Here is a 25,976-nt window from a genome sequence, read left to right as displayed (position 1 = left end):
TCGGAGGTCCGGGATCGCTGTGCCGAGCGGCTGGCGCGCTGCCCTTTCAGTCGAACGGTGCGCCGACCGGTTGAGATCAAGGTCGTTTCCGAACGCCGAGAAGCGGATCCAGATGCATCAGTGCGGGATGCGTTCGTGCAGGGTGAGCAGGATGTGGTCGGACCTCGCCACGATCGTCTCCGGCGCGGCCGGGATGTCGGGCAGCTCTGCGATCAGTTGTTGGGCGAGGTCCCGGAGGCGGGTGTTGGTCTCCTGGGACCGCCACACCAGCAGCTTGAACGCCTGGTCGGCGTCGATGCGATAGATGCGCATCAGCACGCCCTTGGCCTGCTCGATGACCGCCCGCGACTCGAGCAGCTCGGGAATCTGCTCGTCGAGGGCCTCCTGACCGACATCGGCGAGGGTGTTCGACAGGTCGACGTAGTAGCCGGCGGTGCCGACCGCGCGGCCGTCGGCGTCGTGGATGCGATCGGCGACCACCAGCACCTGATGTTCGACGCCGTGGGTATCGAGAAACCGGTGGCGGCTGGAGAACGGTGAGCCGTCAGCGAGCGAGGCAGTGATGATCGCGGCGACCTCGTCGCGGTCGTCGGGATGTTTGTGCTCGAGCAGCAGGTCGGTGGTGGGCTCGACTTCGCCGGGGGCATAGCCGTGCATCAGGTACACCTCGGGTGACCACTCCCAGCGGCGGGTGGCGAACCAGAACCGGAAACTACCGGTCCGCGGGCGAGCGGACCTATTCATCGGTTCCGGCGACGCCACCGGCTCGGAGGGTGTCGTCTCGGGCGGGCCCGGCTCTGCCGGCGGCTCGACGGGAGATTCCACGCGATCATCTTCCCACCGCGGGATCCCGCTCACCAGTGCGGATCGGCCACCCCGAACGCCTTCTTGCCCAGCTCCTGGTCCGGTGGTTCGGAGCGGGAATCTGGGTGCCAGCTGATCGCGGATCTGCAGACCATCCACAGGTTCGGCGAAGTTCCGGCCTGCCGGGTCGCAGCAGGGTCTGGGGCCGTTCTATGTCAGCCCGGCCAGGACGGTTCGCACCGGAAGGGCGCCGTCGAGGGCCGGATCGGCTGGTTCCGGCACAACCGATCTCGTCCCGGCCTGGTGAGCACCTGGCAGCGGGGCAATGTTGCTGTGCCGAGGTCCGGAGTGCGACTTGACTGAAAATTCAGTCAGGATCTATGGTCGTTCGTCGAGCGGCTCACTCGACTCGACAGGAGACCCGAGCACACGGAGCCGGGTGTAGGGCTTCCGCCGCCGGCATACCGCGGGGTGCTCGCGGCACACCCGCGACAAAGGAGAATTCCCATATGCGGCGACGCACATTCGTTCACACCTCGATGGCCGCGATCGGCGGCCTGCTCTTGGCCGGCTGCGACGACCAAGGCCTGCTGTGGGGCGGAAGCTCGAACGGGCCGACCAGCACAGCGCACGACGGGAGAAAGTGGATGATGCCCGAGGAGGGGCAGCCGCATCAGCGCACGTGGATGGCGTTCGGCCCCAGTGAACGGATCTGGGGCGGGAAGCTGCTCCCGCAGGCGCAGCGTGACCTGGCGACTATCGCCACGACGATCGCCCGGTTCGAACCGGTGTCGATGTTGGTCCGCCCGGGGGAGATGGGCATCGCCCAGGCCCTGATCGGTGGCGCGAACGTCGAGCTGATCCCCGCCGCCATCGACGACCTGTGGATACGCGACACGGGCCCGGTGTTCGTCACTGGTGACAACAGCCGCGCCGGCGTCGACTTCAACTTCAACGGCTGGGGTGGCAAACAGCAACACCGCGACGACTCGAAGGTCGCCCAATTCGTCACCGACCGTGCCGGAGTGGAGACACTGCACACCGATCTCGTCCTCGAAGGCGGTGGCATCGAGGTCGACGGCGACGGCACCGCGATCATCACCGAGAGCTGCGTGCTCAACAGCAACCGCAACCGGGGGTGGAAGAAGAGCGACGTCGAAGCGGAACTGGCGTACCTGCTGGGCATCGAGAAGGTGATCTGGCTGCCCGGTATCGCGGGTCACGACATCACCGACGGTCACACCGACTTCTACGCTCGCTTCGCCGGCCCGGGCGTCGTGGTCGCTGGGCTGGACAACGACGAGTCGTCCTTCGACTACGACCTCACCCGCCGTCACCTCGACATCCTGCACTCGGAGACCGACGCCCGCGGCCGCTCACTGCGGGTGGAGGCCTTGGAAGGTCCCTCGACCATCCGGATGAAAAGCGCCGGAGACGATTTCGCCGCCGGGTACGTCAACTTCTATGTCTGCAACGGTGCGGTGATCGCCCCCGAATTCGGTGATCCCGATACGGACTCGGCCGCCAGGTCCACCTTGGAGTCACTGTTCCCCGACCGTCAGGTCGTGCAGATCAATATCGACGCCATCGCGGCCGGCGGTGGCGGGATCCACTGCACCACTCAACAGCAACCCGCCTAGTCCGGCCCGCGAGTCGCATGCCCGAACATCGCGATTCGCCACAATCGTGTGCGGTCGGTCCGGTATACCGCCTGCCGGGCCGGCCGCACCGTAGCCCTACTGTGAGGACTCGTGTCGAAGCGCCGTATCCAGATCTTGGAAGCCGCCGTCCGCGTCATCGCCCGAGACGGCGTGCGCGGTCTGCGCGTCGAAAACCTAGCCGCCGAGGCGAACGTCTCCACCGCACTGATCTATTACCACTTCGACGATCGCGCGGGCGTGCTGCACGCGGCTCTCGAACACATCAACCACCGAGCCGTCCGCTACACCGACCCCGCCCTCACTCGAAGCGACCCCCGCAGCCGAGTCGAAGCCATGCTGCTGCTCGAACTGCAGGACATCGACGAGATCCGGGAAACCAGCATTGCTTGGGGCGAACTGCGTGCCAGCGCGGTGTTCCATCACGACCTGCGCGATGCCTTGCGCGCCACCACCGACGCCTGGAACACCGACATCGCGACCCTGATCCGTGAAGCTCAGGACACCGGGGCCATCAGTTCCGACGTCGACGCCGACGCCACCGCCGAACGGCTCACCGCTCTTGTCGAAGGGCTCAGCGAACGCTGGCACAGCGGCACGATCGACCTCGGCCGCGCCCGAGCGCTGCTCACCGACGCCGTCCGCCTCGAACTCGACAGCCCATGAACCCCAGCCTGCTGGGCCTGGCGGATCCATTCCTCAGGGTCTCGGTGGAAGTCGAGCGAGGATCGAGGATCCCTTGGACCCATAATTGGTGGATCAGTGCCCGCGCTGATCGTGCAGGGCCAGACCTTCCTTGGCCTTGATCCTGCGGTGCTCGAGCAACAACCAGCCCCCACCGAAGGTGAAACTCACCGCGCAAATCGCGCCCGCCACCCATGCTCGCCCGGCAAATCCGTACCCGGCTGCGGTCAAAGCGCATGCCAGCGCGATGATCCCCACCGCACACAACACGATGCCCGGAATGTTGTAGCCGTCCTCGATCGCCTCACCGGCGTGGGCGCGCGATGTCCGCGCATTGTCGGGGAATCCGCTGCTCTTCGGCCTGTCCACCTGGGTACCCGGCCACATCCTGGACACCTCGGTCATGGCTTCCTCCTGTTTCGCTGCCGGCGCTCCCGGTGGGACCGCCTCGGATATCCCGCGTGCTACCCGAGGGTCGTCGCCCGAATCATCGGCGGCAGCCCGAACGGGCCGGCGCCGTCGGGGTGTTTGGCCGTCCACGCCCCGGGTAGGTCGCAGGAGGTTGTGTTCGGCACAACCGTGATCCGCATTCGACTACGGAGGTAGGACAGATGCCGACCGAGGATGACGTCATCTCTCTGTTGGAGGGGCAGCACACGCAGATCAAGGATCTGTTGCGGCAGGTCGAGGTAGCAGTGGGAGAAGCCAAGCAGCGGCCGTTCGAGGATCTCGTGCGTCTGCTGGCCGTGCACGAGAGCGCCGAGGAGCAGGTCGTGCACCCTGCCTCGCGGCATGCCGACGTCGCGGGGGAAATCATCGACGATCGACTCCACGAAGAGGACGAGGCCAAGCATGTGCTGGCCGAACTCTACGAACTCGGTGTCACAGACGACCGATTCGCGAGCAAGTTCCACGCATTCTCGGCGTCGGTGATCGAACATGCCGAGATGGAGGAGAAGGAAGAATTCGAACCGTTGCGGCAGAGCTTGTCCCCGCGGGACCGCACTCGCCTGGCCACCGCGGTACGGGTCGCCGAAGCTGTCGCGCCGACGCGACCGCATCCGCACGCGGGTGAGTCCGCGACCGCGAACTTCGTGTTCGGGCCGCCGCTGGCGCTGTTCGACCGGATTCGTGACGCCGTGCGCGATTGGCGGACCGAGACCGACGGCTGATCGAGGCCGGGGTATTGCCCACGTCCGGGCACGGCCGCAACAAGAATGCGAGCGGTGATGCGGTCATGCCGAAACTGGAAGAGATCAGCGCGGGACGCGCTCGTGCAGGGTGAGCAGCATGTGGTCGAACCTGGTCACGGTCGAGTCGCTCGTGGCCGGCATGTCGGGCAGTTCCGCCATGAATTGTTCGGCGAGGTCGCGCACGCGGATATTTGTTTCCTGGGACCGCCACACCAGCAGATCGAACGCCTGGTCGGCGGTGATGCGGTAGATGCGCATGAGCACGCCCTTGGCCTGTTCGATGGCCGCGCGGGATTCGAACAGCTCCGGTAGCTGCTCGCTGAGGACAGTGGCGATGGTGCTCGACAGGTCGATGTAGTAGCCGGCGGTGCCGACGGGGTGCCCGTCGTCGTCGAGGATGCGATCGCCCACGACCAGTACCTGGTGTTCGATGCCGTGGGTGTCGAGGAAGCGGTGGCGGCCCGAGAACGGTGAACCCTCGGTGAGGGAGCGGGAGATGATCGCGGCGACCATGTCGCGGTCGTCGGGGTGCTTGTGCTCGAGCAGCAGATCGATGGTCGGTTCGACCTCGCCGGGGGTGTATCCGTGCATCCGATACACCTCGGGCGACCACTCCCAGCGTCGGGTGGCGAACCAGAACCGGAAACTGCCGGTTCGCGGGCCGGCGGACCGATTCTTCGCCTCGCCGGTCGATACTGGCTCGGAGAGTGACCTCTCGTGCAGGTCGGACGCGACTGATGACTCAGCGGGAGATGCCACGCATTGATCATCCCATTGTGGAAGCCGTCCGGCCCAGCCCAAACCCGGCACCAACCTCCTCGGGCGGTGGTACGCGGTTGCCCCCCTGGGGGCACCCCGTGGCGTGCGTGGTTCTCTCCGCGTGCGGGTAGCCGGAAGATATGACCGACTATCTCGGCATCTATCTCAACGATCAGCTCGCGATGGGCGTCCTGTGGCGGGAGCTGGCCAGGCGCGCGGCGCGCAACAACGCCGGCACCGAAGCGGAGTCCGCATTGAACGAGGTCGCGCACGAAATCTCCGAGGACGTCGAAACATTCCGCGCCATCATGGACCGAACGGGAGTCCGGGTGAGCCGGGTGAAATCGACCGCTGCGGTCGCTGCCGAACGCGTCGGCCGGTTCAAACCGAACGGCAGGGTGTTCAGCTGCTCTCCGCTGAGCCGGTTCACTGAGCTGGAGATCCTGATCATGGGCATCGATGCCAAGAAGCAACTGTGGTCGACCCTGCGTGACGCGGCCGGGCTCGGCGAGTCCCTGCCCGATATCGATTTCGACGGTCTGATCGAGCGGGCCGACAGACAGAGCACGATGCTGAAACCTTGGCGAGAGACGGCGGGCCGCGCGGCCTTCCGAACCTCATCGTGATCGAAGCGCAAGATCTGCGAGACCCTCGCCACCGCAACGGCATTCGCCATAGCTCCGGCCGACGCAAAATCGAGACCCCCGTGCCGGGAGCGGCGGGCTTCGTGCGCCCGTGGCCGGCCTCGAATCGGTCTGATCGCCGTGGCGCTACGTGCCTCGTTTGGGTGGCAGATTCCCGGGTAAGACGGTCACCGGGCTGAGTCATCGGCTCCGAACACATCGAAAAGAGGCAGTTGCTATGAGTACTACCGACAAGATCAAGAATAAGACCCAACAAGTAAGTGGCAAGGCCAAGGAGAAGGCCGGCCAGGCCACCGGCAATGTTGCCCGCGAGCAGGAGGGCAAGGACGACCAGGTGAAGTCCGACCTGAAGTCGGCTGGAGAGAAAGTCAAGGACGCTTTCAAGCGCTGACGACGAGGATTCCGGGGCGAGCGCATGCGGGTGCACCCCGGTCCGTTCATCGCTCGACTATCGCAGCGGCTGTGCCGTGGCACCAGCGGTCGAGCCAGCAAGGAGTGAGCCATGAAAGGTGGCACAAGAATTGCGATAGGGGTGGGAATCGGTTATCTGTTGGGTCGCACACGCAAGATGCGCTTTGCCTTGGCGCTGGTAGGTGCCTCGATGGCCAAACGGTCTTCGGAGGTGCCCGGTGCGCTGGTGGAGCGCGGGATTTCGTTGCTCAAATCGTCGCCGGAGCTGACTCAGCTCACGGATTCTGTTCGCGGCGAGCTGGGAGGTGCAGTGCGGTCGGCGGCGGTGACCGCGGCCAGCAATGGCATCGACACCCTCAACGCCCGACTCCAGGAGGGGTCGAAGCTCGTCCCGGCGGTTCTGGGCCAATCGAGTGAATCCGATTCAGACGAAGACAGTGAATCCGATTCAGACGAAGACTATGACGAGGAAGACACGGTCTCGGACTCCGGCGAAGAATCCGCCGATGAGGGCGGCGACCGAGACGATTCGGCAACAGACGAAACCGATGAGGAGGGCACGGAAGAATCCGCCGCCCGGCCGAGGCGGCGGGGAACGACACGAACGCGGAAAACCGGTTCTCGAGCTCCGGTTCGTAGGTCTGGGTCCGCGGATCGCAAGGCCGCCTCATCCACTCGGCGCCGTAGCCGTTCCGATGCCGACGAAGCGCCTGTGCGCCGCACGGGGAGGTGAGGACGATGCCGAAGACATTGCACGACAGAACCGACGGGGTCGGCAAGAAGACGGCTCACACCGGCAGCCGGTCGGCGCGAAGCGGGCACCGGAACACGGCGACAGCAGAGAAATCGGCCGACCCGACGGATTTACTCAAGCAATCCGTACAGGGCCTCGCCGGGACGCTGGCCGAACGCGCGGTAGCCAGGCTGTCGGACCGCGTATCCGGGACTGCTGACCGGCTGAACGACTACGCCTCCGGCGGCGGCGGGAATCTGTTGGCGGCCGTGACCGGCGTGGAGAAGTTGGCCGGCGGCGCGTCGCCGTTGAAATCCTTGATGAGCGCAGGGACAAGCAAGCTCGGGCACACGGTCCAGGACACCTTCGAGTCTGTCAAGGAGTCGCTGACCGGCGGGAAGGGCAAAGGCGGAGCGGCGAAGCCGAAAGTGACCAATATTGTCGAGCACATCGATGTGGGCGTGCCGATCGATCTGGCCTACGACCAGTGGACTCAGTTCGCGGACTTTCCGAAATTCACGAAGAAGCTCGAGCAGGTCGAGCAGGTGTCCGACGAGAAGCTCAGCTGGACGGGCAAAGTGTTCTGGTCCAGACGCACCTGGGAGTCCACGATCGTGGAGCAGGTGCCGTTCGAGCGGATCGTGTGGCGCTCCAAAGGCGCCAAAGGCTACATCGACGGTGCCGTCAGCTTCCACGAGCTCACGCCGGATTTCACCCGCATTCTCGTGGTGCTCGTGTACCACCCGCAGGGAGTGTTCGAAAAGACCGCCAATCTGTGGCGGGCCGCGGGTCGCCGATGCCGGCTGGAACTCAAGCACTTCCAGCGGTATGTCATGACGGAGGCACTATTGCACAGCGACGACATCGTGGGTTGGCACGGCGAGATACACGATTCCGAGGTCGTGGAAGACGACGAGACCGCGCGGCAGCGCGAGCAGCAAGCGAACACCGACGATGACGCGGACGACGAAGGCGCGGACGCCGACGAAGGCGCGGACGACGAAGGCGCGGACGCCGACGATGACGCGGACGACGAAGGCGCGGACGACGACGAAGGCGCGGACGAGGTAGGCGAGGTCGAGGACGAAGAAGTCGACGACCAGGAGGAGGAACCGGACTCGTCGCCACGCAGAACCGAGGCCCGGGGCAGGAGCCCGGTGACCCATTCGAAACGTGTGAACCGAGGAGCAAGCTGATGAGCATCGAACCCGCGGGCGCAGGCGGCGGAACCAGCACGTTGGCGCGTCCGAACTCTTCCAGCCTGGCCGATGTCGTGGACACCATTCTCGACAAAGGCCTGGTTATCGACGCGTTCGCCCGAGTGTCGCTGGTCGGCATCGAACTGGTGACCGTAGACGCGCGCGTCGTGGTCGCCAGTGTCGACACGTATCTGCGATTCGCCGAGGCCGTGAACCGGCTCGAGATCTCGAGCAACGAGCCGAAGGGCTTGACCGACATCGTCGGCGACGTCACCGAAGGCGCGTCGAAGCACAAGACGAAGGGCGCACTCGAGGCAGCAGGCGAAAAGGTCACCGACTTTCTCGGTGACGTACAGGGAAAGCGCGAGAAAGCGCGCAAGGCCGAACGCGAGGAGGAGTGATGGCTGCCGACTCGACAGCGGTATACGTCTACGGAATCGTGCCCGCCGACGTCGAACCCGAAGAAGATGCGACCGGAGTCGGCGATCCGCCGGGGAAGGTCGCGACGGTGCGGCACGGCGAGATCGCCGCGCTGGTCAGTGCGCTCGAGTCCGATCGGCCGCTGGGCACGCCCCAGGATCTCACCGCGCATGCCGAACTGCTGGACGGATCGGCCGCCGTCGCTCCGGTGCTGCCGCTGCGGTTCGGTGCGGTGATGACCGATACGGATGCGGTGGAGAACGAACTGCTCGAGGCGAACGAGGACGAATTCCGCGCCGCGCTGCAGGAACTCGAGGGCCGGGCCCAGTTCGTGATCAGAGGGCGCTATGTCGAAGAGGCGATCTTGCGGGAACTACTCGACGAGAATGCCGAAGCCGCCCGATTGAAGGACGAGATCCACGGCAAACCGGAGGATGCCACCCGAAATGAGCGAATCGCTTTGGGCGAGCTGATCAATCGGGCTGTCGAAGTCAAGCGAGCAGAGGACACCGCGACGGTGATCTCCGAACTCGAGCAGCTCGACGTGCTGGTCAACCAGCGCGATCCCAGCGACGAGGAGGACGCCGTCCATCTCGCGGTGCTGATCGAATCGGCTCGGAGGAAAGAGCTGGAGGAAGCGTTGCGTCGGCTCATGGCGGAGTGGGAAGGCAGGGTAGAGCTGGACCTGCTCGGCCCGATGGCGGCCTACGACTTCGTCACGAAGCGAGCACCCCAGGGGTGAGGCATGGGACTGCTCACCTGGGTCGTCTCGTTGCCCTTCGCGCCGGTTCGCGGCGTGATCTGGGTGAGCGAACTGATCCAAGACGAGGTCGAACAGCAACTACATGACCCGAAGAATCTGCGGCGCGAGCTCGAGGAAATCGACCGCGCCGTAGCGACCGGTGAGCTGTCCCCCGACGAGGCCGAGCAAGTGCAGCAAGAGGTCCTGGATCGCATGACCGGCCCCGAGAAAGGCGTGGCGACAGACCGGAAGGAGTGACGATGGCCCGCGACACCATTTCCGATGACTCCGACGCTGCTCGCTCGGCACCGGATGAACAGCCGGACCTGACCGCGGAGGAGGCGGCCGCGGTGGCGGTCGATCGCCTTGTGAACCTGACCTCGAAAGACGTTCAGGGCGTCACCAGGGTGCAACCGATCGACGAGGGTTGGCTCGTGGAGATCGAGGCACTCGAGGATCGCCGCATTCCCTCGTCCGCGGACATACTGGCGCTCTACGAGGTGGAAATCGATTTCGACGAGAATCTGCTCGCGTACCGCAGAATCAAACGCTTCAGCCGTGGCAGTACCGACATCGAGCCGGGTGAGCGACGATGACGGTGGTCGGAGGCGGTTCGTCTGTACCGCAGCCCTATGGGGGCGGGCACCAATCCACAAATCTCGCCGATATCCTGGAGCGAGTACTCGACAAGGGACTGGTGATCGCCGGCGATATCCAGGTGAACCTCCTCGACATCGAGCTGCTCACCATCAAATTGCGTTTGGTGATCGCCTCCTTGGAAACGGCCAAGGCTGTGGGCATCGATTGGTGGGAGGCCGATCCCTGGCTCAACAGCAAGGCTCGCACGCTGGAACGGCAGCAGCCGGATCTCGAACTCGAGAACAGGCAACTGCGCGACCGGATCGCCCAACTGGAGTCCGCGAACGATGGCTATCGGCCTATCGAGCGCGGCCACGAGTCCGAACGCGAACGATCGTGACCGCCGGTTTCGCAGTGTGGCTGTACGTGGTGGCACCCCGCCACGACGGCCACCCCGATCCCGCCGAACTGACCGGAGTCGCGGGCGAGCCGTTGCGGGCCGTCGTTTCGGACGACCTGACGGCTGTGGTGGGCTCAGTGCCGCTGGAGGTTTTCGGGGAACAACAGCTGCGCCGGAACTTCGAGGATCTGGACTGGCTGGAGGCGACAGCGCGGGCACACGATGCGGTGGTGTCGGCAATGGTTCGCAGCGGCCCGGTCGTTCCGCTCCGGCTGGCCACGGTCTTCCACGACGACAACCGCGTACGTGCCCTGCTGGGCGAGCGCCGAGCAGAATTCGCCGCGGCGCTGAAGCTGGTGAGCGGTCGTACGGAGTGGGGCGTGCGGGCTTATGGCGATCGCGCCGCACTCACGGCCGCTGTTGCCGGTGCCAGGATCGGCGAAGCCGGCACGATGACGCCGGGTGCGGCGTACCTGGCCCGCCGGCGCGCGCAACTGTCCGCGCAGGAGACCGTCGAACGGGACGCGGCACAGCAGGCGGACGAAATTCACGATCGTTTGGTGCGTCACGCTGTTGCCGGGCGACGTCAACCGTTGACCGACCCGGCGGTCAGCGGCCGCTCGGATTGGGTGGTACTCAACGGAACATACCTCGTGGACGACGACCGAACCGAGGACTTCAGCGCGACGGTAGCGACGCTCGACGCCGAATTTGCGGGTATCCGGCTCGAGCTCACCGGGCCGTGGCCACCGTATTCGTTCGCAGGCGTCCAGCGAGGGTCGGAATGAGCCGGGCCGTCGACGCCGACCGGCGCATCGCGCTGGTGGATCTACTGGACCGCGTACTGGCCGGTGGCGTAGTCATTTCCGGCGACATCAAACTCGCCATCGCCGACGTCGACCTGGTCCAGATCTCGTTGCGTGCCCTCATCTCCTCGATCAGCACCCTGTACGCACCGGCCGAGTCCGCGACCGACGATGTACCGGAGTCGATCACCGATGTCTGAGTTCGGCGGCATCTCACCGCGAATCGACACCGACCCGGAATCCGTCGAGCGAGGCTTGGTAACGCTGGTCCTCACCCTGGTGGAACTCCTGCGGCAACTGATGGAACGGCAAGCGATACGCCGAGTCGACGCAGGCGACCTCACCGAGGCCCAGGTCGAACGCATCGGCACCACCCTGATGTTGCTGGAACAACGTATGGACGAACTACGCGAACACTTCGGACTCACACCGGAGGACCTCAACATCGATCTGGGCCCTCTCGGCCCCCTCCTCCCACCTGCGGCGATCGATCGCCCGTAGAAGTGTGAGGTGTGGAGGATCGGGTGTGCGGTCTCCACGGCCCACAACACCGACGACGGTACTGATGCTGGGCGGCGACGGTGAGGAAGCGGATCGCGGAGGCCGACACCACGATCGAGCGCCACCGTGGCGCGATCGAAGCCGGAGTGGATCCGGCAATGCGGGTGTGCCCGCGACCGGTCCCCGCGTACGCACCGGATCGGCGAGAACTAATCCAGGTCGGCTCCACGTCGGTCACGGTTCTGGTTTCGCCGGGGCGGCGGTTCGCAGTCCGGTGCAGACCACGTCGATGACCCGGTCCGGGTCCGGGCCGTCGTAGGCCAGGCAGCCGGCCATCAGGGCCTTGAGGTCCGCGAAGGTGATTGCGGAACGGACTGCTCCGAATCGTTGGGCATCGGACAGCAGGCGACGGAGGCGGTCCGAAACGTTGCAGTCCGCGGCGGTGGCGGCACCTTCGACGTCGAATCCGGAGCCCGCGAGAGCTTCTGCCAGGCCGCGATGGGTGGCACCCTCCTGGACCAAGCGCGTGAAGAGCGTGAAGAAGGCTGTGCCGGGATCGTTGTCGGTGGCCAGGTTCTCGGCGTAGGTGCTGAGGTCCCGCATCCGGTCGAGCAGGACCGCCGCGTAGAGGGATTCCTTGGTGGGGAAGTGACGGCTCACCGTGCCTGTGCCCACACCGGCACGGCGAGCGATTTCGTGCACCGGTACCGCAAGTCCCTCAGCGGCAAAGACTTCCGCTGCGGTACGCAGGACGCGCGCGCGGTTGCGCTGTGCGTCGGCCCGCAGCGGGCGATCAGCAGGTTCGGTCACGGCGCCTCTCGATCCATTGACAAACGGGATGGCCGTCCCGGATAGTCGTAACCGGGATGGCTATCCCGATTATGCCTCAGGAGGGTGCGATGACTCGGTGGACCACAGCGAATGTCGGAGACCAGCGCGGCCGGACGGCGGTGATCACGGGCGCGAACACCGGGATCGGATGGGAGACGGCGAAGGTCCTCGCCGAATGCGGGGCCACCGTGGTGCTCGCCTGCCGTGACGACAGCAAAGCCGAGCGGGCGGCAGCTGCGATCGGGGAATCGGTGGTCACCTGCCGAATCGATCTCGCTTCTCTGGACTCGATCCACAGCGCAGCGCAGCGGATCAAGGACCAGTTCTCGCGGGTGGACCTGCTCGTCGCCAACGCCGGGGTGATGATGACGCCGGCCGCAGTCACCGCCGACGGCTTCGAATTACAGTTCGGCACAAACCATCTCGGTCACTTCGCGTTCATCGGCCTGCTACTGGAACGGATGGTAGACGTGCCCGGCTCGCGTGTCGTCGTGGTCAGCAGTTAGGCCAATCGGCAAGGCGTGATCGATCCTGCGGACCTGCATTTCCGGCAACGAAGGTATCGGCCGATCCCGGCCTACGCGCAGTCCAAGCTCGCCAACCTGCTGTACGCCCTGGAACTGAACCAACGACTGGCCGGGGCCGGCGCGGAAACGATCGCGGTCGCACTGGAACCCGGCGTCACACCGACCGACTTGGTCCGCCACGTCCGTGGTGCGACTCGGCTGGCGACACTGGCGATCACCAAGCTGCTCGGTCAACCCGACGCGAGCGCGGGCGCTCGGGTGGTGTTGCGCGCTGCCACCGATCCGGAGGCCCGCGGCGGCGACTATTACGCGCCCGACGGCCGGCCACCACTGCGTGCTCGTGGATACCCGATCCGCATCGCGCCCCCTGGCACCGACGCGGAGATCCGGCACGCCCTGTGGGCCGAGTCCGAGCGGCTCACCGGCGTCGACTACGCCGTCCTGGGTCCGGTCCGATGAAAACCCGCCTGCTGCTGCGAGGTTCGGCCCTCTACCTGGGCGCCGCCGGCGCCTTGGCTCTGCTGGCGCCACGCTCGGCCGTCTCCGGTTTGAAGTCTGATCCTGCCGCATTCGACATCTTCACCACTCGTACTGTCGGCGCCACCCTCGTCGCCCTGGCGATCACGAACTGGTCGGCCACCCCCGGCCGCGGCATTCTGCTCGCCAACCTCGTCCTGAACGCGGTGCTGGGGGTTGTCGACGTCACCGCCATCGCCGAGGGCACCATCGGCAACGACGCTTGGCAGGGCGCAGCCGTGCACGGCGGCCTGATCGCGGCTTTCGGTTCGGCGCTGCGAGCACAGCCTCCGGCGTTCCCGAGCCGAGTACAGCGCGCGCCTCGGCTGAACCTAGCGGCCGGGGGCGCGAATGCCGGTAGCCCACAGCAGTATCCGGCCGCGTGACGACAACCACAGCCGGTCGGCGTTACGGACACGGCGCGGGCGGCGTCCAGTCTGCGACCGAGCTGAAAGGCAGACCGAACATGTCGATCGACAGGACACCGCAGCGCCGCAGATGGCAGCTGCTTCTCATGGCACCCGCGCTGCTGACGGCAGCCGTACTCACCCCGGCCCAGGCGGCCCCGGTCGCGGCGGCGGACGCGTCGCCGCGACCGGGGCCGGTCGCGGCGGCGGACGCGTCGCCGGCGGCCGACGCGTCGCCGGTGGACGGATGGCAGTTCGCCGACACCGGCGTGGCACGGTTCCACTACCGCAGGGCCGGGGAGGGCCCGCCCATCGTGTTGCTACCCGGCGGGTCGCTGTGGTCCTACACCTATCGCGATCTCATCCCCGCGCTCGCCGCCAGGCACACCGTCTACGCGGTGGATCTGCCGGGCTCCGGATACACCACCCTCCACGACCCTGATTTCCGTTACGACGTGCCGGCCATGACCGAGGCGCTGCGCCAGTTCCTCGACGCCGTCGGGCTCACCCGCACATCGGTGCTCGCGCATTCCCTGAACGGTTCCGTCGCGGTGGATTTCGCCGCGCGGTATCCCGATCGGGTGGATCGGCTGGCGCTGCTGGCGCCGCTGGTTCTCGACACCACGCTGAACACGAACATGCAGTTGATGCGGCTGCCGGTCGCCGGTGAACTCGCCACCTCGGTGCTGACCGAGGACATCTACCGGGCCGGTCTGCGCGACGCCTACGCCCACCCCGAGCTGCTGACCGACACACTCGCGCAGCGATATTGGGATCCGCTGAGCCGGCCGGAGAATCGGCTGGCGATGTGGAAGCAGCCCCGCAACCTGGATCTGGCCGCCGTGCAGGCCGAAGCGGGCGCGGTTCGGGCGGACACTCTCCTGATCTGGGGCGATCACGACCACGTCGTCGATCCCGCGCAGGGTGCGCCGCTGCGGGCTCGGATGCCGGCCGCGCGGCTGTGTATCGTCGCGGGCGCCGGACACATTGTGCACGAGGACGATCCGGCCGCGGTCGCCGCAGCGCTCACCGAATTCCTCGACACACCATAGGCGGCACCGAGTGAACAGCCCGCCGGGTGCGCCCGGCGGGCCTTCGGAACAGGTCGGTGGTCCAGGTGCGGCCAGGCTCGCGATCGAAGGACGATCTGCCGGACACAGTGCGCACGAAGACGATCCGGACACAGGACTCCGGTGCCGCACTCTGCGTCATACCGCTGATCGGCGACGCCTTCGCTATCCGGTGCGCAGTGACGCCCGTCACGCCGCGTTATGCCGAAGGGGGTGCGCGCAGTCTCAGGGGCATGACTACATACACAGACATCGCCACCGTGAACGTCGTCGTGATCGGCGGCGGCTACGCCGGGACCGGCGCGGCCAACCGCCTCCTGGCCAGGCCGGGGGTGAAGGTGACCCTGGTGAACCCGCGCCCGCAGTTCGTCGAACGGATTCGGCTGCACCAGTACGTGGCGGGCACCCGGAACGCGACCCTCGACTACGGCACCCTGCTCGGCGACCGCGTCACCCTACTGGTGGACCGGGCGACCCGCATCGACGCCGACGCCCGCAAGGTGCATCTGGCCTCGGGACGCACCCTCGGCTACGACTATCTGATCTACGCCGTCGGCAGCACGGCGGCCATTCCCGCCGCGGTGCCCGGCTCGGCCGAATTCGCCTATCCGATCGGGGAGTGGGAGCACGCACAGCGGCTGCGGGCGGCGATCGACCGGGCGCCGGCCGACGCCTCGGTCACCGTCGTCGGTGGCGGGTCCACCGGCATCGAAACGGCCGCCGAGCTTGCCGACCAGGGTCGCAAGGTCACCCTGGTCTGCGGTGCACAGCTGGCGCCGACGTTTTCGGCGCCGGCCCGTCGATCGGTGGCCCGATGGTTCGGCAAGCATGCCGTCGAGGTCCTGGAGCAGGAGCGGGTGGCCGAGGTCGGGCCGGATTCGGTGGTGCTCACCGACGGGACCGTCCTGCCGAGCGCGGTCACGATCTGGACCTGCGGCTTCGGCGTCCCGGAGTTGGCCGCGGCCAGTGGCCTGCGGACCGACGAGGCCGGCCGGCTGCTCACCGACGAGGCCCTGGTCAGCGTCGACGACGACCGGATCGTCGCGGCCGGGGACTCGGCCGCGCCCTCGGGCCGGGCGCTGCGCATGAGCTGCCAGGCGGCCGCGCCGCTGGGGCTGCACGCCGCCGACACGGTGCTGGCTCTCGTAGCGGGTGTCGCGCCGGTCAACCAGAACATCGGATTCGTCGGCGCCGGTGTCAGTCTCGGCCGCAAGGCCGCCACCGTGCAGTTCACCCGGCGCGACGACACCAACAAGAACATGTACCTGCGCGGCCGCTGGGGTGTGCCGATCAAAGAACTGGCCAGCAAGGGGGCGGTCATGGGAATCCGCAACGAGGCTCGCAAGCCCGGCTCGGCCTACACCACCAAGGGTCCCGGTCATCGCCCCGCGGCGATCGCGGGGGAGTCGGATCGGATCGCGCGCCCGTGACCCTCACCGACGCCCACACCGAGCGGTTCACCCTGCTGCGACCGTTGCTGTTCACGATCGCCTACGAAATCCTGGGCTCCGCCACCGAATCCGACGACGTCCTGCAGGACAGTTATCTGCGGTGGTCGCGGGTGGATCTGGCGACGGTGCGCGACACCAAGTCGTATCTGGCGCAGCTGGTGACCCGCCAGGCACTCGACGCCCTGCGCGCCGGCGCTCGCCGCCGCGAGGACTACACCGGCCCCTGGCTACCCGAGCCGCTGCTGATCACCGATCAGGACGCCTCCACCGATGTGCTGCTGGCCGAGTCGGTATCGATGGGGATGCTGGTGTTGCTCGAAACGCTCGGCCCGGACGAGCGGGCGGTTTTCGTGCTGCGCGAGGTCTTCGGCTTCGAGTACGACGAAATCGCCGCGGCAGTCGGCAAGTCCTCGAACGCGGTGCGCCAGATGGCCTATCGGGCCCGCGCGCACGTCCAAGCGCGACGCAGCCGTTTCGGCCCGGTCGACCCGGCCCGCACCGCGTTGCTCACCGAACGGTTCATGGCCGCCGCGACCTCCGGCGACCTGGACGGACTGCTGGCGCTGTTGGCGCCTGAAGCGACCTTCACCACCGACAGTGGTGGAAAGGTCGCCGCCTGGAGCCTGGGTGCCACGGGCGCGGAGAAGGTCGCCGGCCTGCTGATCGGGTTCTCGCGGGCGGTTCTGAACACGCCCGGCGTGCGGGTCGAGGCGGTCACCTACAACCACACGCCCGCCCTCGCGATCTACCGCGGCGAGGTGCAGGAGGCGGCATGCCTGTTCGAGAGCGCGGGCGACCGCATCACCAGCCTCTACGTCATCCGTAACCCGGACAAACTGGCCGCACTCGCGGTCCCCCGAACCGTCACTCGCACCGACGCGTGACACCCACCCAACACCCTCGAACCTCCATCACGAAGGGATCTGTCGAGCACATGACCGACATCACCGACACCGCCGCCGAGAACCGCCGGATCGTCACGGAAGCTATGACCAGGTTCGCCGCCGGTGACCACGCGGTCCTCGCCGAGGTGCTGGCCGACGATTTCGTCGAGCACAGCCCCGGCAACCCCTCGGGTCGCGATGCGTTCATCGCCCACATCATCGGCGCCCCCGTGGCTCGGTCCCGGCTGCACATCGCCCGGGTGATCGCCGACGAACACCATGTCGTCGTGCATTACCACCTCGATCCCGCCGACGGCACTCGCGGCGACGCGGTCGCCGACATCTGGCGCGTCGATTCGGGCCGCATCACCGAACACTGGGACGTCGTCCAGTCAGTCCCGGAACCCGCACTGACCCCACACGGCATGTTCTGAAGCGAACCCACGCTCGCAGTGGTGCAGCGGGGTCACTCCCCGCACCCGCGCCCAGCGAACCGGGGCCGGACGGTAGGCGCCGAGCTCCGACCGCCGTCCACTACCGGTGCTCGGCGCGATGCGTTTGATCCGCAGATCCGCTACTCGCACACAGGGATGGCGGCCGCTGTGGCCGCCATTCCATGTGCGGTCAGCACTGGTGTCCGGAGGGGGCACATCCGCTAAACACGCGGATCGACCTGCGGAAATGATCGCCCAGGCCGGGTGCGGCAGGGCAGGCCACTGCTTCGCAGCTGCGAATGCCTGACTGCAAACCCAAGCAACCACGCGGCGTTGTTGCAGGGTTCTGTGCCAGGTAGGACCCGGCCTGCTCGATTGCCGAGGGCAGATATCCGAGCACCGCACACAATTCGGTAGCCCCGTCGAGTAGCCGCTGTCCGCCGGTGAGAGACATTGTCCCGGAAGGGAATCCCTGGGCCGTGATCTGCACGCCATCGCCGAGCGGCCGGGAAATCCGGTGGGATGCGCTCGAATAACCTACGGGGGAGCGGTTTTCAGGTCGACACCGAACCTGTCGCTGCCGTGCGATACGAATCGAGGCCTGGTCAGCTACCGGCGCCGCCGTGATCGGTCCAGGCGACGGCGCGCAACGGGAACGAGCCCATCCCGCGCACTGGCGCCGGCAGCGCGACCAGCCTGGCACCGATGTCGGGAACCGCGTCCAGGTTCGTCATCTGCTCGATGATCGGAATTCCCGCACCCAGCAGCGCGTGATGGCACGGCCGCGTCGGCAGCGACGTGTCGTCGATGTCGAGCGAATCGATTCCGACCAGAGCTACATTGGCGGCGACCAGTGCATCCGCGACCTCGCGGACCAGGTATGGATGGTCAGGGCTCCGGTACGCCGGCGAACCCCATCGGGCCGACCATCCGGTGTGCACGAGCACCGCCTTGCCCCACAACCGCGCGGGATCGCCCAGCACATCCGGCCCCACCGCGCGGGTCCCCATCGCGCGGATCACCACGATCGCCACGTTCAGCAGCCGTTCCAGCGGCAACTCGGCGATGTCGGCGCCATCGGCGTGGAAATGAAAAGGCGCGTCGATATACGTCCCGGTATTGCCGACCATATCCACACGCGCGATGTCGTAGGTCATGTCGATCAGCGACGGCTGCTCACGCGAAAGCTCTCTGGTAACTCGGGGCCCGGGCAGGCCCGCGCAGGTGAGCATGCCGTCCGAGATCGGATGGGACAGCTCCACAACCGCCCTGCTCATACCAGGGACCATACCGGCCGACTCCATCGGTGTGTAACGCTGTAATGAAGTTCGCCGGTCAGTGTCGGATGTTCCGTCCGTCGCGTCACGGTCCTGGTCGATGCCGTCGAAGGCTAATGCCGTGTCAGGCAACGGCGAATACACCGAGACCCCTCGTCGACGATCCGAGCTGAGCGGCCTACCGCGTCATCGGGAACTTGGTATCGCCACCATGCCAGCCGGGCACGATCGGCAGCAGCACGCTCGAGGGGTGTGTGGCGTCGTGCAGGATCGTTTGCGTGGCCCCCTGCGTAGCGGTGCTGGTCCCGAACGGATCACCGGTATTCGGGTTCGGCGCGAACTGGGGGTAGTCGCTGCTGGAAACCTCGACGCGCAGCCGATCCCCGGCCTTCACCAGGTAGCTGGTCGGCCAGATGTCGATCGAATACTGATACGGCTGCCCGGGCACGATCGGCGTGGGGTGATCCAGCGAATCGCGGAACGCGGTGTCGAGGATGCCGTTGTTCAAGTTCTCCGTCCCCCCGTCCGGCGTCACCACAACCAGCTTCGCGGTGAAGTCGGTGGCGGTGGCGGTGGATTCGGCCCACAGCTTCAGCTGTATCGGCCCGGTGAGTTCGGTATCGGCCTGTATCGGGTCGGTGGTGTAGGTCAACACGTCACTGCGTTGTTCCACCGGGCCCTGATCGTAGGGCCCCTGCGGTCCGGTGTTCGCACCGCAGCAGGAGTGCCCGCCTGCACTGGGCACCGGGTCCAGCGGGTCGTAATAGTAGGTGTCGGGCGCCTGTGGGGTGGTCGGCTCGGCCGTGCTCAGCCCGCCGGTACGACCGGTCGGTCCGATCCCGCCGGGCCCGGACAGATAGTAGGTCGTGAAACGTGTCCCAGGCACCGGCCAGGCTGATGCCGTCTTCCAGACGTTCGCGCCTCGTACGAAGTAGTCGACCGTCGGCTGCCCGGCGCTGACGTGGTTGTCTTTTCCTTTGAGGAAGTGGTCGTACCAGGCCAGCATCAACTCGTTGATCGGGCTGTCGCCTGCCGCCCCGGCGGCCTCGCCGAGCCGGGGCGCGGATATCGGGCTGCCCGGGCGGCCCCACCCCAGGTGGTCCCACGGGCCGATGACCAGCCGCTGGTTGGCGCGCGCCGCGGCCGTACCGCCATGCGCGACCATCCCGGTGAAGTTCTCCACGCCGCCGGACAAGAAGGCGTCGTACCACCCCTCGAAATCCAGTACCGGCACCTTGACCTGGGGGTACCGGTCGCGAATGCTCCACTGCTTCCAGTAGGCGTCGCGGGTGGGATGGCGCAGCCAGTCGTAGAACCACGGTGCCACGTTCGGATCACCCGGATGCAGCGGCGGAAACTGTTGGTATGGCCGGAAATTCAGCCATCGGGTGTATTGCGCGGCGTCACCGGCAAGCTGCTCGGCCGTCGCCGTGTCACCGCGGTTGAGCGCGGCGGTGGCGCCGATGGTGGCCATGGCCCAGGGCTCCACGAAGGCCAACCGGAACTCGCCGCCCTGATAGGTCCACCCGTCGTAGTAGTCCGACGCCGTGTTGGCGGGCACGATGGTGGCCAGATGCGGCGGGGTGGCGGTGGCGGCCAACCATTGCGTGGCACCTACATACGAGGAGCCGTACATGCCCACTTTGCCGTTGGATCCGGGCAATGCGGCTGCCCATTCCACACTGTCGTAGCCGTCGTTGTTGTCGTTGGCGAACTCGGTGAAGGTGCCGCCGGATTCCCCTTGTCCGCGAATGTCTTGGACGACCACGAGATAACAGTGCGAGGCAAACCAATCCGGCGACCGGTAGCGGTGCGGGTCCACCTGCGCCCCAGCCTTGCCGTACTGGGTGCGCATCACAATGACCGGCACCTGGTCCGAGGTCTGCGGCCGATACACATCAGCCTTCAGCACCACTCCGTCGCGCATGGTGGCGGGCACATTCTGCTGCTCGGCCACAGCGCACGGCCCGCGGTCGCCGGCCGGTGGCCAGGCGTCGGTGCGTTGCGCGGCCGGGCCTGATGGGCTGGTCCCGCATGCCGAACTGAGCAACGCGAGCGCGGCGGCCACTGCGCAGAATTGTCCGACTCTGCCGATCCGATCGCCTGCTCCCGCGTTTCGGCTCACCAACTGACCCTAGCAGCGTGCAGATCAGCCCATTGATCAGTTGACAGCCTGACCTGAACGACGGTGGGAGGGTCCGCCGCCGACTCTCCCACCATCTCGACCAGTGTCCGGAGAGACCGGACACCTGGAAGCCGCCGGCGCTCATCGAGCCGTAGCGCCGACGCCGTTCGGATTGCGAACTCTCCGGCGCCGAAGCTCGGTCCAGGTTCTGTTTCGAAGTGAGTGATGGGGGTGGCGTAGTCAAGAGCCGAGCGCACACCCTGCTTCAGGACTCTCGGCGGCCGACCGGCGTGATCGCTGGGTCGAAACTGTTGGCGCGCTGGTGAATTCCGTCGCCGATGCCTCTCTGGTTCGAGCTCGTCACTGCGCGGCACATGCGTGAGATCGCCTCGGTCAGCACAGCGGAAGAGGTGGCGAAGTTCATCCGGACGTGCCCTTCGCCTCCGGTGCCGAAGACATGGCCCGAACTGAGCGCGACCCTGGCGTTCTCGAGGAACATGCGGGCCGGGCCGGACACGTCGGTGACCACGCGGAGCCCGTCGGCATCGGCGCCCTCGTCGATACCCAATGCGCGGCAGTCCAGCCAGGCCAGATAGGTGCCTTCAGGTGGTGTGTAGCGGACAGCGGGCAGGTGTTCGGTGAGCAGGTCGCCGAGCAGGCGGCGGTTGGTGTCGAGGCCGGCGAGGAGGGCGTCGAGCCATGCTCCACCGTGCCGGAAGGCGGCGGTGTGAGCGATGATGCCGAGGTGGGACGGCCCGTGACCGACCTCTTCAGGGAGGCGGCGGAGTTCGGCCTCGGCTCCGGTTCCGGCGATGAGCAGGGCCGCCTTGAGGCCGGCAAGGTTCCAGCCCTTGGAAGCGGACATGAGGGCGAACGCGTCCTCGCTGCCGGGCACGCTGAGGTACGGCGTGAACCGGGCCCCGGGCAGGACCAGCGGGGCATGGATCTCGTCGGCGACGACCCGGATGCCGTATCGCCGCGCCAATTCCGCGACCGCCCGGAGCTCATCCGCAGTGTGCACGGTCCCGGTCGGGTTGTGGGGGCTGCACAGTAGGTAGGCGGGATGGCCGCCCGCGGCGCGTGCCTGCCGGAACGCCGATTCGAGGGTCTCCGGGCTGATGCGCAGGTCCTCGCCCAGCGGAGCCTCCAGAACTCTGCGGCCGTCGTGGGAGATGAAGGCGTAGAACGGTGTGTACACCGGGGAGTTGACCACCACGATGTCGCCGGGTTTCGTCACCAGCCGCAGTGCTTCGACCGCGCCCATCATGACGTCCGGAACGATCGCGGTTCGGTCGATGTCCAGACCGTGCCAGTCCCATCGCCGGGACGCGAAGTCACCGAGCGCCTCGGCATACCCCGTGCCGGCGGGATAACCGGTGTCTCCGGCGTCGATGGCGATCTTCAGCGCCTCGGCGACGGGTGGCGCGAGGCGGACGTCCATCTCGGCCACCCAGAGCGGAAGGACGTCGGCGGGATAGGTGCTCCACTTCAGGCTGGTTCTCGTCCGCAGCTGGGCCAGCGTGAGCTCCTCGAGTGGGTTCGCCGGGTACCCCATGGGTCGACAGCTCCTCCCTGCCGGCGCAGCGCCGGCTCGTACCGATCACGGGTTCCGGGGTGGCCTGACCCACGTCGCCGGCCATTCGTCGAATTCCGCGACATCGCTTCCGTCGACAATCAACGTATACGGCAGGGGCAGCGACGGTAGCGCTGCCTGAATCGGGCGCGCCTCGACCCGGGTTACCTGCGCGGGACCGCGGCGGCCAGCTGCTGGGTCAGGATCTGGCGGGCATCGATCAGGGACGGGCCGTACCAGGTGAGGCTGCGCCCGGAGACCATGGCGGCGGGAATGGCGGGGAACATCTCGGGGCCGTCGTTCTCGGTGAACGGGTACGGTTCGTCCGGCAGCACAGCGAGTTCCACTCCGGTGGTGAGTTCGTCCGGTGACACCGTCGGGTACCGTTGCGGCCGGTCGGCGTGGACCAGCCGCAGTCCGAGCCGGCGGGCGATATCGCCGGTGAAGGTGGACCGGCCGGCGGAAAATGGCGCCGGATTCGGCGGCGAAGCTGGCCGACACGGTGACCTCGAAAGCGCGGATGTCGAACCTGATCACGGAGGTGCTGCCGATCGTGCCGGCCGTCCTCGGCATCGGGTGCTGGGTCGTCGCGTTCGTGCGTGGCCGATTTCTGGCAGTAGGCGGCGAGTGTTTCCGGGATTTCTTCAGAGGTGCTGGGCAAGTACGGCTTTGAGCCGGGTTTGGAGTCGGCGGATTGTACCGGCGTCGCGGCCCGTAACGCTGCTCTCGGATCCGGCCACCGGGCAAGGCTTCTCGGCGCACGGCCGCACAGGCACTCGCGCGTGGTTTGAGACAATCGCGTGCGAGTCGTGCCCTAGCCTGCGATAGGAGCTGTCGATGGATGTTCGCCGTGTGGTTCCGAACCTGAGGTCGAAGGCGGTGGAGGAGAGCCGTGCGTTCTACGGCCTGCTCGGCTTCGAGGAGGTGATGAACCACGGTTGGATCACGACGCTGGCCGCACGGTCGGCACCCGAAGCGCAGATCAGCTTCATGGTCGAGGACAAGACCGCGCCGATCGCACCCGATCTGAGCATCGAGGTCGACGATATCGACGCGGCCTACAACGCGATCCGCGACAGCGGAGCGGAGATCATCCACCCGCTGCGGGACGAGGATTGGGGGGTACGGCGCTTCTTTGTCCGCGACCCGACTGGCCACGTGGTCAACATCCTGGGGCACCGATAACTGCCGATCGAGGCGCCGGTGCCGTTCGACCAACGGTTTCCGGGGAGTACGCCAAGGTGGAGATCCAGGACCGCCGGGTGTGGACACAAGATGTGGACACGACCTGGTCAAGACCATAGAAGATGGTCATCGGATCTGTCGTCGTATTTGATCATCGGACCGCTGGCAACAGTCGGCGGCTGACGAAGCGCTCACCACGTCCAGCATGCCCCCGGTCCAAACCGCCTGACCCCAACTCGTGTGCTCGCAGCACCTCGGGCAACGGCTCGGACCGATGTCGCGCCAGAACCTGCGGGCAACGATAACCGCATCGTATCCAGTGCATTACTCGGGGGCAATTCGGTCGTCCACGGGTTGCGTGGCCGCGAGGGGATGTTCTATACGCTCTGGAAGGGGACTCTCTTCGGCCGGACCAGGCGAGAATGGCGGGGTCGATCCCGCCAGGCTTACGTAGCCGTCGATACTCTGCTGAAGGGAAAGTGAGAAGTTGTCAGAGGTGCGCGCATATGCCGCTCGTGGCCGGGGGCCGTGATCGGTTTGGATCGGCCACCCCAGTTCGATCCAGAATCGTATGACGCTCTCGAAGATCCCGTCGACATTGTCCGGAGTTGTGCCTATAATCCAGTACGCGATATCGAAGAATTCCGCACGAACATCCTCGTCGGAGTCGTCGCAGGGTAGCGTGACGCCGTTGTGAAACCGGGCTTGCGGGATTTCGGGATGTACGAGTGCCAAGGTCAGATTCGCTGGGAGCGCGCGCAGCGTTCCCACGAAATATCGATGCAACCGCTTTCGGGCCGCTGTTTGAGTCAATTCTGTACGCATACAATCACCCTCGTCCACGTCACCTGTTCCGCCTGGGAGATCATTTCACCAGAGCCCCGTTTCCGGTAATAATCAATCCGATGTTCCGAGAAGCCGGATTGCCGGAGTCGAGATAGTGTTCCGAAGAGTGGTCCTGAGGATTCCAACGATACTCTCCCGGGGTTGAACTGGATCCGAAAACGGTAGCACCGAAGCTCGGATCAACCGGAGACGGCCCATGCGTTTTGGGCATCAATTGCACAGAATCGCTCGGCGCCATGGTGGCGAACACATGTTCGCCGATGTTCTCAGGCGCGACGCCCGACAGGCTCAACTCGCCGACGTTGCGCACTCCCGTACCCCAACTGCCGATAAAGACCATATCATCGGTGTTCAGAGTAGCCCCGTGACCCGCAGCATGACCGGCGAGGACACCTCCGTACGAGTGCCCTATGGTAGTAGTGTGCGCGGGCGGTCCTTCGTGCGTAATCTCCAGTCCTTTATGGAAATCGCGCGCCATGGCGGCCCCATCCTCAGCGTACCGGGGAAACATGGACTGCACCATCGAGTGCGGATTGTCGTAGGCGCCGAAGAACGTCACCCCGGTTCTAGCCTTGGGATCGATCCGCAATGCCGTTTGGCGTAGTTGCCGCATCGTGTCTTCGGCATAATCGATCGGGAATCGTGCCGCAGGTTTGAGCAACACCACCGCATGATCCGCGGAATCCAGGTCGTCGAGGTCGATTGCAAATCGGCCTTCACGGTCGAGATACGATAGGTAGAATGACGGATGCCCGCGCTCGCTCGTATAGAGAAGTTTCGTCATCTCGTCGTATGTTCGAGCCTGCGAAAAATCGCCCGAAGCCTGCGCTCGGTCCCACAATGTTTGCAAAGTGCTACGATTGTATATATCGCGCTCCAGCCGCGGAATACCGTTCCGGTTGCCAATGAAGGGATCCGCGCGGAACAGATCTCCTTTGTCTTTTTTGGACAGGCCCGACCAGAATTCTCGGAGTTCCGCCGGGTCCTCAGGAATCCCGATACCCGGGTTCCTGGACAGCGAACTCTCGGCTGACCGTTCAGCCTCGCCAATTATGCGGGAAACCTCCCTGTCGGAAGTCAAGAATTCATACTCTCCACGCCGCACCGATTCGGATATACCGCGATACAGTTTTTCGGCGACGCCTTCACCCGCCTCGCGAATTATCGACTCCAGCCGACGCGCGATTACATTCGCCTGGAGAATGCCTCGATGCATGGGGAGCGAAAGAAAATTGAGCGCATTCTCTTCCGGGTCGAGTGCGCTCATCTGCACCTCTTGATGATCGCGAAATCCGCTGCATGCGCCGGTGCCGCGCA

General features: G+C 66.1%; 30 protein-coding genes and 3 pseudogenes. 23 read left to right on the top strand and 10 right to left on the bottom strand.

Annotated elements, in window-relative coordinates:
• Nucleotides 1–117: 117 nt before the first annotated feature.
• Nucleotides 118–744 carry a PAS and ANTAR domain-containing protein gene (locus tag EBN03_RS28170; RefSeq protein WP_122191195.1) on the bottom strand — a complete coding sequence of 209 codons (627 nt, stop codon included), beginning with the start codon at nt 742–744 and terminating at the stop codon, nt 118–120.
• 569 nt (nt 745–1,313) lie between these two features.
• Here EBN03_RS28170 and EBN03_RS28165 point away from each other — a divergent pair.
• Both EBN03_RS28165 and EBN03_RS28160 read left to right on the top strand, forming a co-directional pair.
• A complete protein-coding gene (locus EBN03_RS28165) occupies nt 1,314–2,444 on the top strand; it encodes an agmatine deiminase family protein (protein WP_122191172.1) in 1,131 nt (376 codons plus the stop codon).
• A 111-nt stretch (nt 2,445–2,555) separates the two neighbouring features.
• Nucleotides 2,556–3,128: a TetR/AcrR family transcriptional regulator gene (locus tag EBN03_RS28160; protein ID WP_122191171.1), complete on the top strand. Its 573-nt coding sequence runs from the start codon at nt 2,556–2,558 to the stop codon at nt 3,126–3,128.
• Nucleotides 3,129–3,221: 93 nt separating this feature from the next.
• Here the strand turns inward: EBN03_RS28160 and EBN03_RS28155 are convergent, their stop codons facing one another.
• On the bottom strand, nt 3,222–3,551 hold the full coding sequence (locus EBN03_RS28155) for a hypothetical protein (RefSeq protein WP_233608690.1): 330 nt from the start codon (nt 3,549–3,551) through the stop codon (nt 3,222–3,224).
• 206 nt (nt 3,552–3,757) lie between these two features.
• Here EBN03_RS28155 and EBN03_RS28150 point away from each other — a divergent pair, with 206 nt between their 5' ends.
• Nucleotides 3,758–4,318 (top strand): hemerythrin domain-containing protein, encoded by a 561-nt coding sequence (locus EBN03_RS28150; RefSeq protein WP_122191170.1) that lies wholly within the window; start codon nt 3,758–3,760, stop codon nt 4,316–4,318.
• A gap of 84 nt (nt 4,319–4,402) precedes the next feature.
• On the opposite strand, the gene EBN03_RS28145 is transcribed toward EBN03_RS28150, so the two are convergent.
• Nucleotides 4,403–5,062 (bottom strand): PAS and ANTAR domain-containing protein, encoded by a 660-nt coding sequence (locus EBN03_RS28145; RefSeq protein ID WP_122191193.1) that lies wholly within the window; start codon nt 5,060–5,062, stop codon nt 4,403–4,405.
• Nucleotides 5,063–5,238: 176 nt separating this feature from the next.
• Between EBN03_RS28145 and EBN03_RS28140 the strand changes: the two genes are divergently transcribed.
• From EBN03_RS28140 to EBN03_RS28090, 12 genes are all read left to right on the top strand, one after another.
• Nucleotides 5,239–5,724 carry a hypothetical protein gene (locus EBN03_RS28140; protein WP_122191169.1) on the top strand — a complete coding sequence of 162 codons (486 nt, stop codon included), beginning with the start codon at nt 5,239–5,241 and terminating at the stop codon, nt 5,722–5,724.
• A 235-nt stretch (nt 5,725–5,959) separates the two neighbouring features.
• Entirely contained in the window at nt 5,960–6,133 is a 174-nt protein-coding gene (locus tag EBN03_RS28135) for a CsbD family protein (RefSeq protein ID WP_122191168.1), read from the top strand.
• 111 nt (nt 6,134–6,244) lie between these two features.
• Nucleotides 6,245–6,886: a hypothetical protein gene (locus EBN03_RS33865; protein WP_147471731.1), complete on the top strand. Its 642-nt coding sequence runs from the start codon at nt 6,245–6,247 to the stop codon at nt 6,884–6,886.
• A gap of 5 nt (nt 6,887–6,891) precedes the next feature.
• A complete protein-coding gene (locus EBN03_RS28130; protein WP_122191167.1) occupies nt 6,892–8,082 on the top strand; it encodes an SRPBCC family protein in 1,191 nt (396 codons plus the stop codon).
• On the top strand, nt 8,082–8,486 hold the full coding sequence (gene gvpJ, locus EBN03_RS28125; protein WP_199742995.1) for a gas vesicle protein GvpJ: 405 nt from the start codon (nt 8,082–8,084) through the stop codon (nt 8,484–8,486). Before EBN03_RS28130 ends, gvpJ begins: the two co-directional genes overlap by 1 nt.
• Nucleotides 8,486–9,247 carry a GvpL/GvpF family gas vesicle protein gene (locus EBN03_RS28120; RefSeq protein ID WP_122191166.1) on the top strand — a complete coding sequence of 254 codons (762 nt, stop codon included), beginning with the start codon at nt 8,486–8,488 and terminating at the stop codon, nt 9,245–9,247. Before gvpJ ends, EBN03_RS28120 begins: the two co-directional genes overlap by 1 nt.
• A gap of 3 nt (nt 9,248–9,250) precedes the next feature.
• A complete protein-coding gene (locus EBN03_RS28115) occupies nt 9,251–9,505 on the top strand; it encodes a gas vesicle protein GvpG (RefSeq protein ID WP_122191165.1) in 255 nt (84 codons plus the stop codon).
• Nucleotides 9,506–9,507: 2 nt separating this feature from the next.
• A complete protein-coding gene (gene gvpO / locus EBN03_RS28110; protein WP_122191164.1) occupies nt 9,508–9,843 on the top strand; it encodes a gas vesicle protein GvpO in 336 nt (111 codons plus the stop codon).
• On the top strand, nt 9,840–10,226 hold the full coding sequence (locus EBN03_RS28105; protein ID WP_122191163.1) for a gas vesicle protein: 387 nt from the start codon (nt 9,840–9,842) through the stop codon (nt 10,224–10,226). The genes gvpO and EBN03_RS28105 overlap by 4 nt, the downstream gene beginning before the upstream one ends.
• Nucleotides 10,223–11,014, top strand: coding sequence for a GvpL/GvpF family gas vesicle protein (locus tag EBN03_RS28100; protein WP_122191162.1), 792 nt, complete (start codon nt 10,223–10,225; stop codon nt 11,012–11,014). Before EBN03_RS28105 ends, EBN03_RS28100 begins: the two co-directional genes overlap by 4 nt.
• On the top strand, nt 11,011–11,232 hold the full coding sequence (locus EBN03_RS28095; protein ID WP_122191161.1) for a gas vesicle protein: 222 nt from the start codon (nt 11,011–11,013) through the stop codon (nt 11,230–11,232). Before EBN03_RS28100 ends, EBN03_RS28095 begins: the two co-directional genes overlap by 4 nt.
• On the top strand, nt 11,225–11,533 hold the full coding sequence (locus EBN03_RS28090; protein WP_122191160.1) for a gas vesicle protein K: 309 nt from the start codon (nt 11,225–11,227) through the stop codon (nt 11,531–11,533). Before EBN03_RS28095 ends, EBN03_RS28090 begins: the two co-directional genes overlap by 8 nt.
• Before the next feature lie 234 nt (nt 11,534–11,767).
• Here EBN03_RS28090 and EBN03_RS28085 read toward each other — a convergent pair whose 3' ends face one another.
• Complete coding sequence (locus tag EBN03_RS28085) at nt 11,768–12,343, bottom strand: TetR/AcrR family transcriptional regulator (protein ID WP_199742994.1); 576 nt, start codon at nt 12,341–12,343, stop codon at nt 11,768–11,770.
• An 89-nt stretch (nt 12,344–12,432) separates the two neighbouring features.
• On the opposite strand from EBN03_RS28085, the pseudogene EBN03_RS28080 reads away from it, so the two are divergent.
• The 6 genes and pseudogenes from EBN03_RS28080 (at nt 12,433) to EBN03_RS28055 (ending at nt 17,653) form a co-directional block, all read left to right on the top strand.
• Nucleotides 12,433–13,350 (top strand): annotated as a pseudogene (locus EBN03_RS28080) (oxidoreductase).
• Nucleotides 13,347–13,793: a hypothetical protein gene (locus EBN03_RS28075; protein WP_122191159.1), complete on the top strand. Its 447-nt coding sequence runs from the start codon at nt 13,347–13,349 to the stop codon at nt 13,791–13,793. The pseudogene EBN03_RS28080 and the gene EBN03_RS28075 overlap by 4 nt, the downstream one beginning before the upstream one ends.
• Nucleotides 13,794–13,873: 80 nt before the next feature.
• Nucleotides 13,874–14,866 (top strand): alpha/beta fold hydrolase, encoded by a 993-nt coding sequence (locus tag EBN03_RS28070; RefSeq protein WP_122191158.1) that lies wholly within the window; start codon nt 13,874–13,876, stop codon nt 14,864–14,866.
• A 251-nt stretch (nt 14,867–15,117) separates the two neighbouring features.
• The gene (locus tag EBN03_RS28065) at nt 15,118–16,314 is read left to right on the top strand and encodes an NAD(P)/FAD-dependent oxidoreductase (protein ID WP_122191157.1); all 1,197 of its coding nucleotides are present in this window, start codon (nt 15,118–15,120) and stop codon (nt 16,312–16,314) included.
• A complete protein-coding gene (gene sigJ, locus EBN03_RS28060) occupies nt 16,311–17,219 on the top strand; it encodes an RNA polymerase sigma factor SigJ (RefSeq protein WP_122191156.1) in 909 nt (302 codons plus the stop codon). Before EBN03_RS28065 ends, sigJ begins: the two co-directional genes overlap by 4 nt.
• Nucleotides 17,220–17,269: 50 nt before the next feature.
• Nucleotides 17,270–17,653, top strand: a complete 384-nt coding sequence (locus EBN03_RS28055) for a nuclear transport factor 2 family protein (protein ID WP_122191155.1) — start codon at nt 17,270–17,272, stop codon at nt 17,651–17,653.
• Between the two features lie 605 nt (nt 17,654–18,258).
• On the opposite strand, the gene EBN03_RS28050 is transcribed toward EBN03_RS28055, so the two are convergent.
• From EBN03_RS28050 to EBN03_RS28035, 4 genes and pseudogenes are all read right to left on the bottom strand, one after another.
• Nucleotides 18,259–19,074 (bottom strand): cyclase family protein, encoded by an 816-nt coding sequence (locus EBN03_RS28050; protein WP_199742993.1) that lies wholly within the window; start codon nt 19,072–19,074, stop codon nt 18,259–18,261.
• 34 nt (nt 19,075–19,108) lie between these two features.
• Nucleotides 19,109–20,857 (bottom strand): CocE/NonD family hydrolase, encoded by a 1,749-nt coding sequence (locus EBN03_RS28045; RefSeq protein WP_122191189.1) that lies wholly within the window; start codon nt 20,855–20,857, stop codon nt 19,109–19,111.
• 550 nt (nt 20,858–21,407) lie between these two features.
• A pseudogene (locus tag EBN03_RS28040) lies at nt 21,408–22,610 on the bottom strand (MalY/PatB family protein); the annotation flags it as partial.
• Nucleotides 22,611–22,792: 182 nt separating this feature from the next.
• Nucleotides 22,793–23,080: pseudogene (locus EBN03_RS28035) on the bottom strand (helical backbone metal receptor); the annotation flags it as partial.
• 14 nt (nt 23,081–23,094) lie between these two features.
• Between EBN03_RS28035 and EBN03_RS34350 the strand changes: the two are divergent.
• Complete coding sequence (locus EBN03_RS34350) at nt 23,095–23,301, top strand: hypothetical protein (RefSeq protein ID WP_122191153.1); 207 nt, start codon at nt 23,095–23,097, stop codon at nt 23,299–23,301.
• 164 nt (nt 23,302–23,465) lie between these two features.
• Nucleotides 23,466–23,813 carry a VOC family protein gene (locus EBN03_RS28025; RefSeq protein WP_122191152.1) on the top strand — a complete coding sequence of 116 codons (348 nt, stop codon included), beginning with the start codon at nt 23,466–23,468 and terminating at the stop codon, nt 23,811–23,813.
• A gap of 324 nt (nt 23,814–24,137) precedes the next feature.
• On the opposite strand, the gene EBN03_RS33860 is transcribed toward EBN03_RS28025, so the two are convergent.
• Nucleotides 24,138–24,638, bottom strand: a complete 501-nt coding sequence (locus EBN03_RS33860; protein WP_147471730.1) for a hypothetical protein — start codon at nt 24,636–24,638, stop codon at nt 24,138–24,140.
• Nucleotides 24,639–24,678: 40 nt separating this feature from the next.
• Nucleotides 24,679–25,926 carry an alpha/beta hydrolase gene (locus tag EBN03_RS28020; RefSeq protein WP_147471729.1) on the bottom strand — a complete coding sequence of 416 codons (1,248 nt, stop codon included), beginning with the start codon at nt 25,924–25,926 and terminating at the stop codon, nt 24,679–24,681.
• Nucleotides 25,927–25,976: the final 50 nt, after the last annotated feature.

Source organism: Nocardia stercoris (assembly GCF_003696265.1).
GTDB lineage: Bacteria > Actinomycetota > Actinomycetes > Mycobacteriales > Mycobacteriaceae > Nocardia > Nocardia stercoris.
The sequence above is the reverse complement of the archived record's forward strand: the minus strand, read 5'-3'. Positions and strand labels throughout refer to the sequence as shown.

What these genes read in the sequence shown, in the direction of transcription:
- EBN03_RS33865 (WP_147471731.1), top strand. Translation starts at nt 6,245, where the DNA reads ATGAAAGGTGGCACAAGAATTGCGATAGGGGTGGGAATCGGTTATCTG.
- EBN03_RS28105 (WP_122191163.1), top strand. Translation starts at nt 9,840, where the DNA reads ATGACGGTGGTCGGAGGCGGTTCGTCTGTACCGCAGCCCTATGGGGGC.
- gvpO (WP_122191164.1), top strand. Translation starts at nt 9,508, where the DNA reads ATGGCCCGCGACACCATTTCCGATGACTCCGACGCTGCTCGCTCGGCA.
- gvpJ (WP_199742995.1), top strand. Translation starts at nt 8,082, where the DNA reads ATGAGCATCGAACCCGCGGGCGCAGGCGGCGGAACCAGCACGTTGGCG.
- EBN03_RS28130 (WP_122191167.1), top strand. Translation starts at nt 6,892, where the DNA reads ATGCCGAAGACATTGCACGACAGAACCGACGGGGTCGGCAAGAAGACG.
- EBN03_RS28055 (WP_122191155.1), top strand. Translation starts at nt 17,270, where the DNA reads ATGACCGACATCACCGACACCGCCGCCGAGAACCGCCGGATCGTCACG.
- EBN03_RS34350 (WP_122191153.1), top strand. Translation starts at nt 23,095, where the DNA reads ATGGCGCCGGATTCGGCGGCGAAGCTGGCCGACACGGTGACCTCGAAA.
- EBN03_RS28120 (WP_122191166.1), top strand. Translation starts at nt 8,486, where the DNA reads ATGGCTGCCGACTCGACAGCGGTATACGTCTACGGAATCGTGCCCGCC.
- EBN03_RS28025 (WP_122191152.1), top strand. Translation starts at nt 23,466, where the DNA reads ATGGATGTTCGCCGTGTGGTTCCGAACCTGAGGTCGAAGGCGGTGGAG.
- EBN03_RS28090 (WP_122191160.1), top strand. Translation starts at nt 11,225, where the DNA reads ATGTCTGAGTTCGGCGGCATCTCACCGCGAATCGACACCGACCCGGAA.
- EBN03_RS28135 (WP_122191168.1), top strand. Translation starts at nt 5,960, where the DNA reads ATGAGTACTACCGACAAGATCAAGAATAAGACCCAACAAGTAAGTGGC.
- EBN03_RS28165 (WP_122191172.1), top strand. Translation starts at nt 1,314, where the DNA reads ATGCGGCGACGCACATTCGTTCACACCTCGATGGCCGCGATCGGCGGC.
- EBN03_RS28045 (WP_122191189.1), bottom strand. Translation starts at nt 20,857, where the DNA reads ATGCGCGACGGAGTGGTGCTGAAGGCTGATGTGTATCGGCCGCAGACC.
- EBN03_RS28070 (WP_122191158.1), top strand. Translation starts at nt 13,874, where the DNA reads ATGTCGATCGACAGGACACCGCAGCGCCGCAGATGGCAGCTGCTTCTC.
- EBN03_RS28095 (WP_122191161.1), top strand. Translation starts at nt 11,011, where the DNA reads ATGAGCCGGGCCGTCGACGCCGACCGGCGCATCGCGCTGGTGGATCTA.
- EBN03_RS28140 (WP_122191169.1), top strand. Translation starts at nt 5,239, where the DNA reads ATGACCGACTATCTCGGCATCTATCTCAACGATCAGCTCGCGATGGGC.
- EBN03_RS28170 (WP_122191195.1), bottom strand. Translation starts at nt 744, where the DNA reads ATGAATAGGTCCGCTCGCCCGCGGACCGGTAGTTTCCGGTTCTGGTTC.
- EBN03_RS28075 (WP_122191159.1), top strand. Translation starts at nt 13,347, where the DNA reads ATGAAAACCCGCCTGCTGCTGCGAGGTTCGGCCCTCTACCTGGGCGCC.
- EBN03_RS33860 (WP_147471730.1), bottom strand. Translation starts at nt 24,638, where the DNA reads ATGCGTACAGAATTGACTCAAACAGCGGCCCGAAAGCGGTTGCATCGA.
- EBN03_RS28155 (WP_233608690.1), bottom strand. Translation starts at nt 3,551, where the DNA reads ATGACCGAGGTGTCCAGGATGTGGCCGGGTACCCAGGTGGACAGGCCG.
- EBN03_RS28020 (WP_147471729.1), bottom strand. Translation starts at nt 25,926, where the DNA reads ATGAGCGCACTCGACCCGGAAGAGAATGCGCTCAATTTTCTTTCGCTC.
- EBN03_RS28115 (WP_122191165.1), top strand. Translation starts at nt 9,251, where the DNA reads ATGGGACTGCTCACCTGGGTCGTCTCGTTGCCCTTCGCGCCGGTTCGC.
- EBN03_RS28150 (WP_122191170.1), top strand. Translation starts at nt 3,758, where the DNA reads ATGCCGACCGAGGATGACGTCATCTCTCTGTTGGAGGGGCAGCACACG.
- EBN03_RS28065 (WP_122191157.1), top strand. Translation starts at nt 15,118, where the DNA reads ATGACTACATACACAGACATCGCCACCGTGAACGTCGTCGTGATCGGC.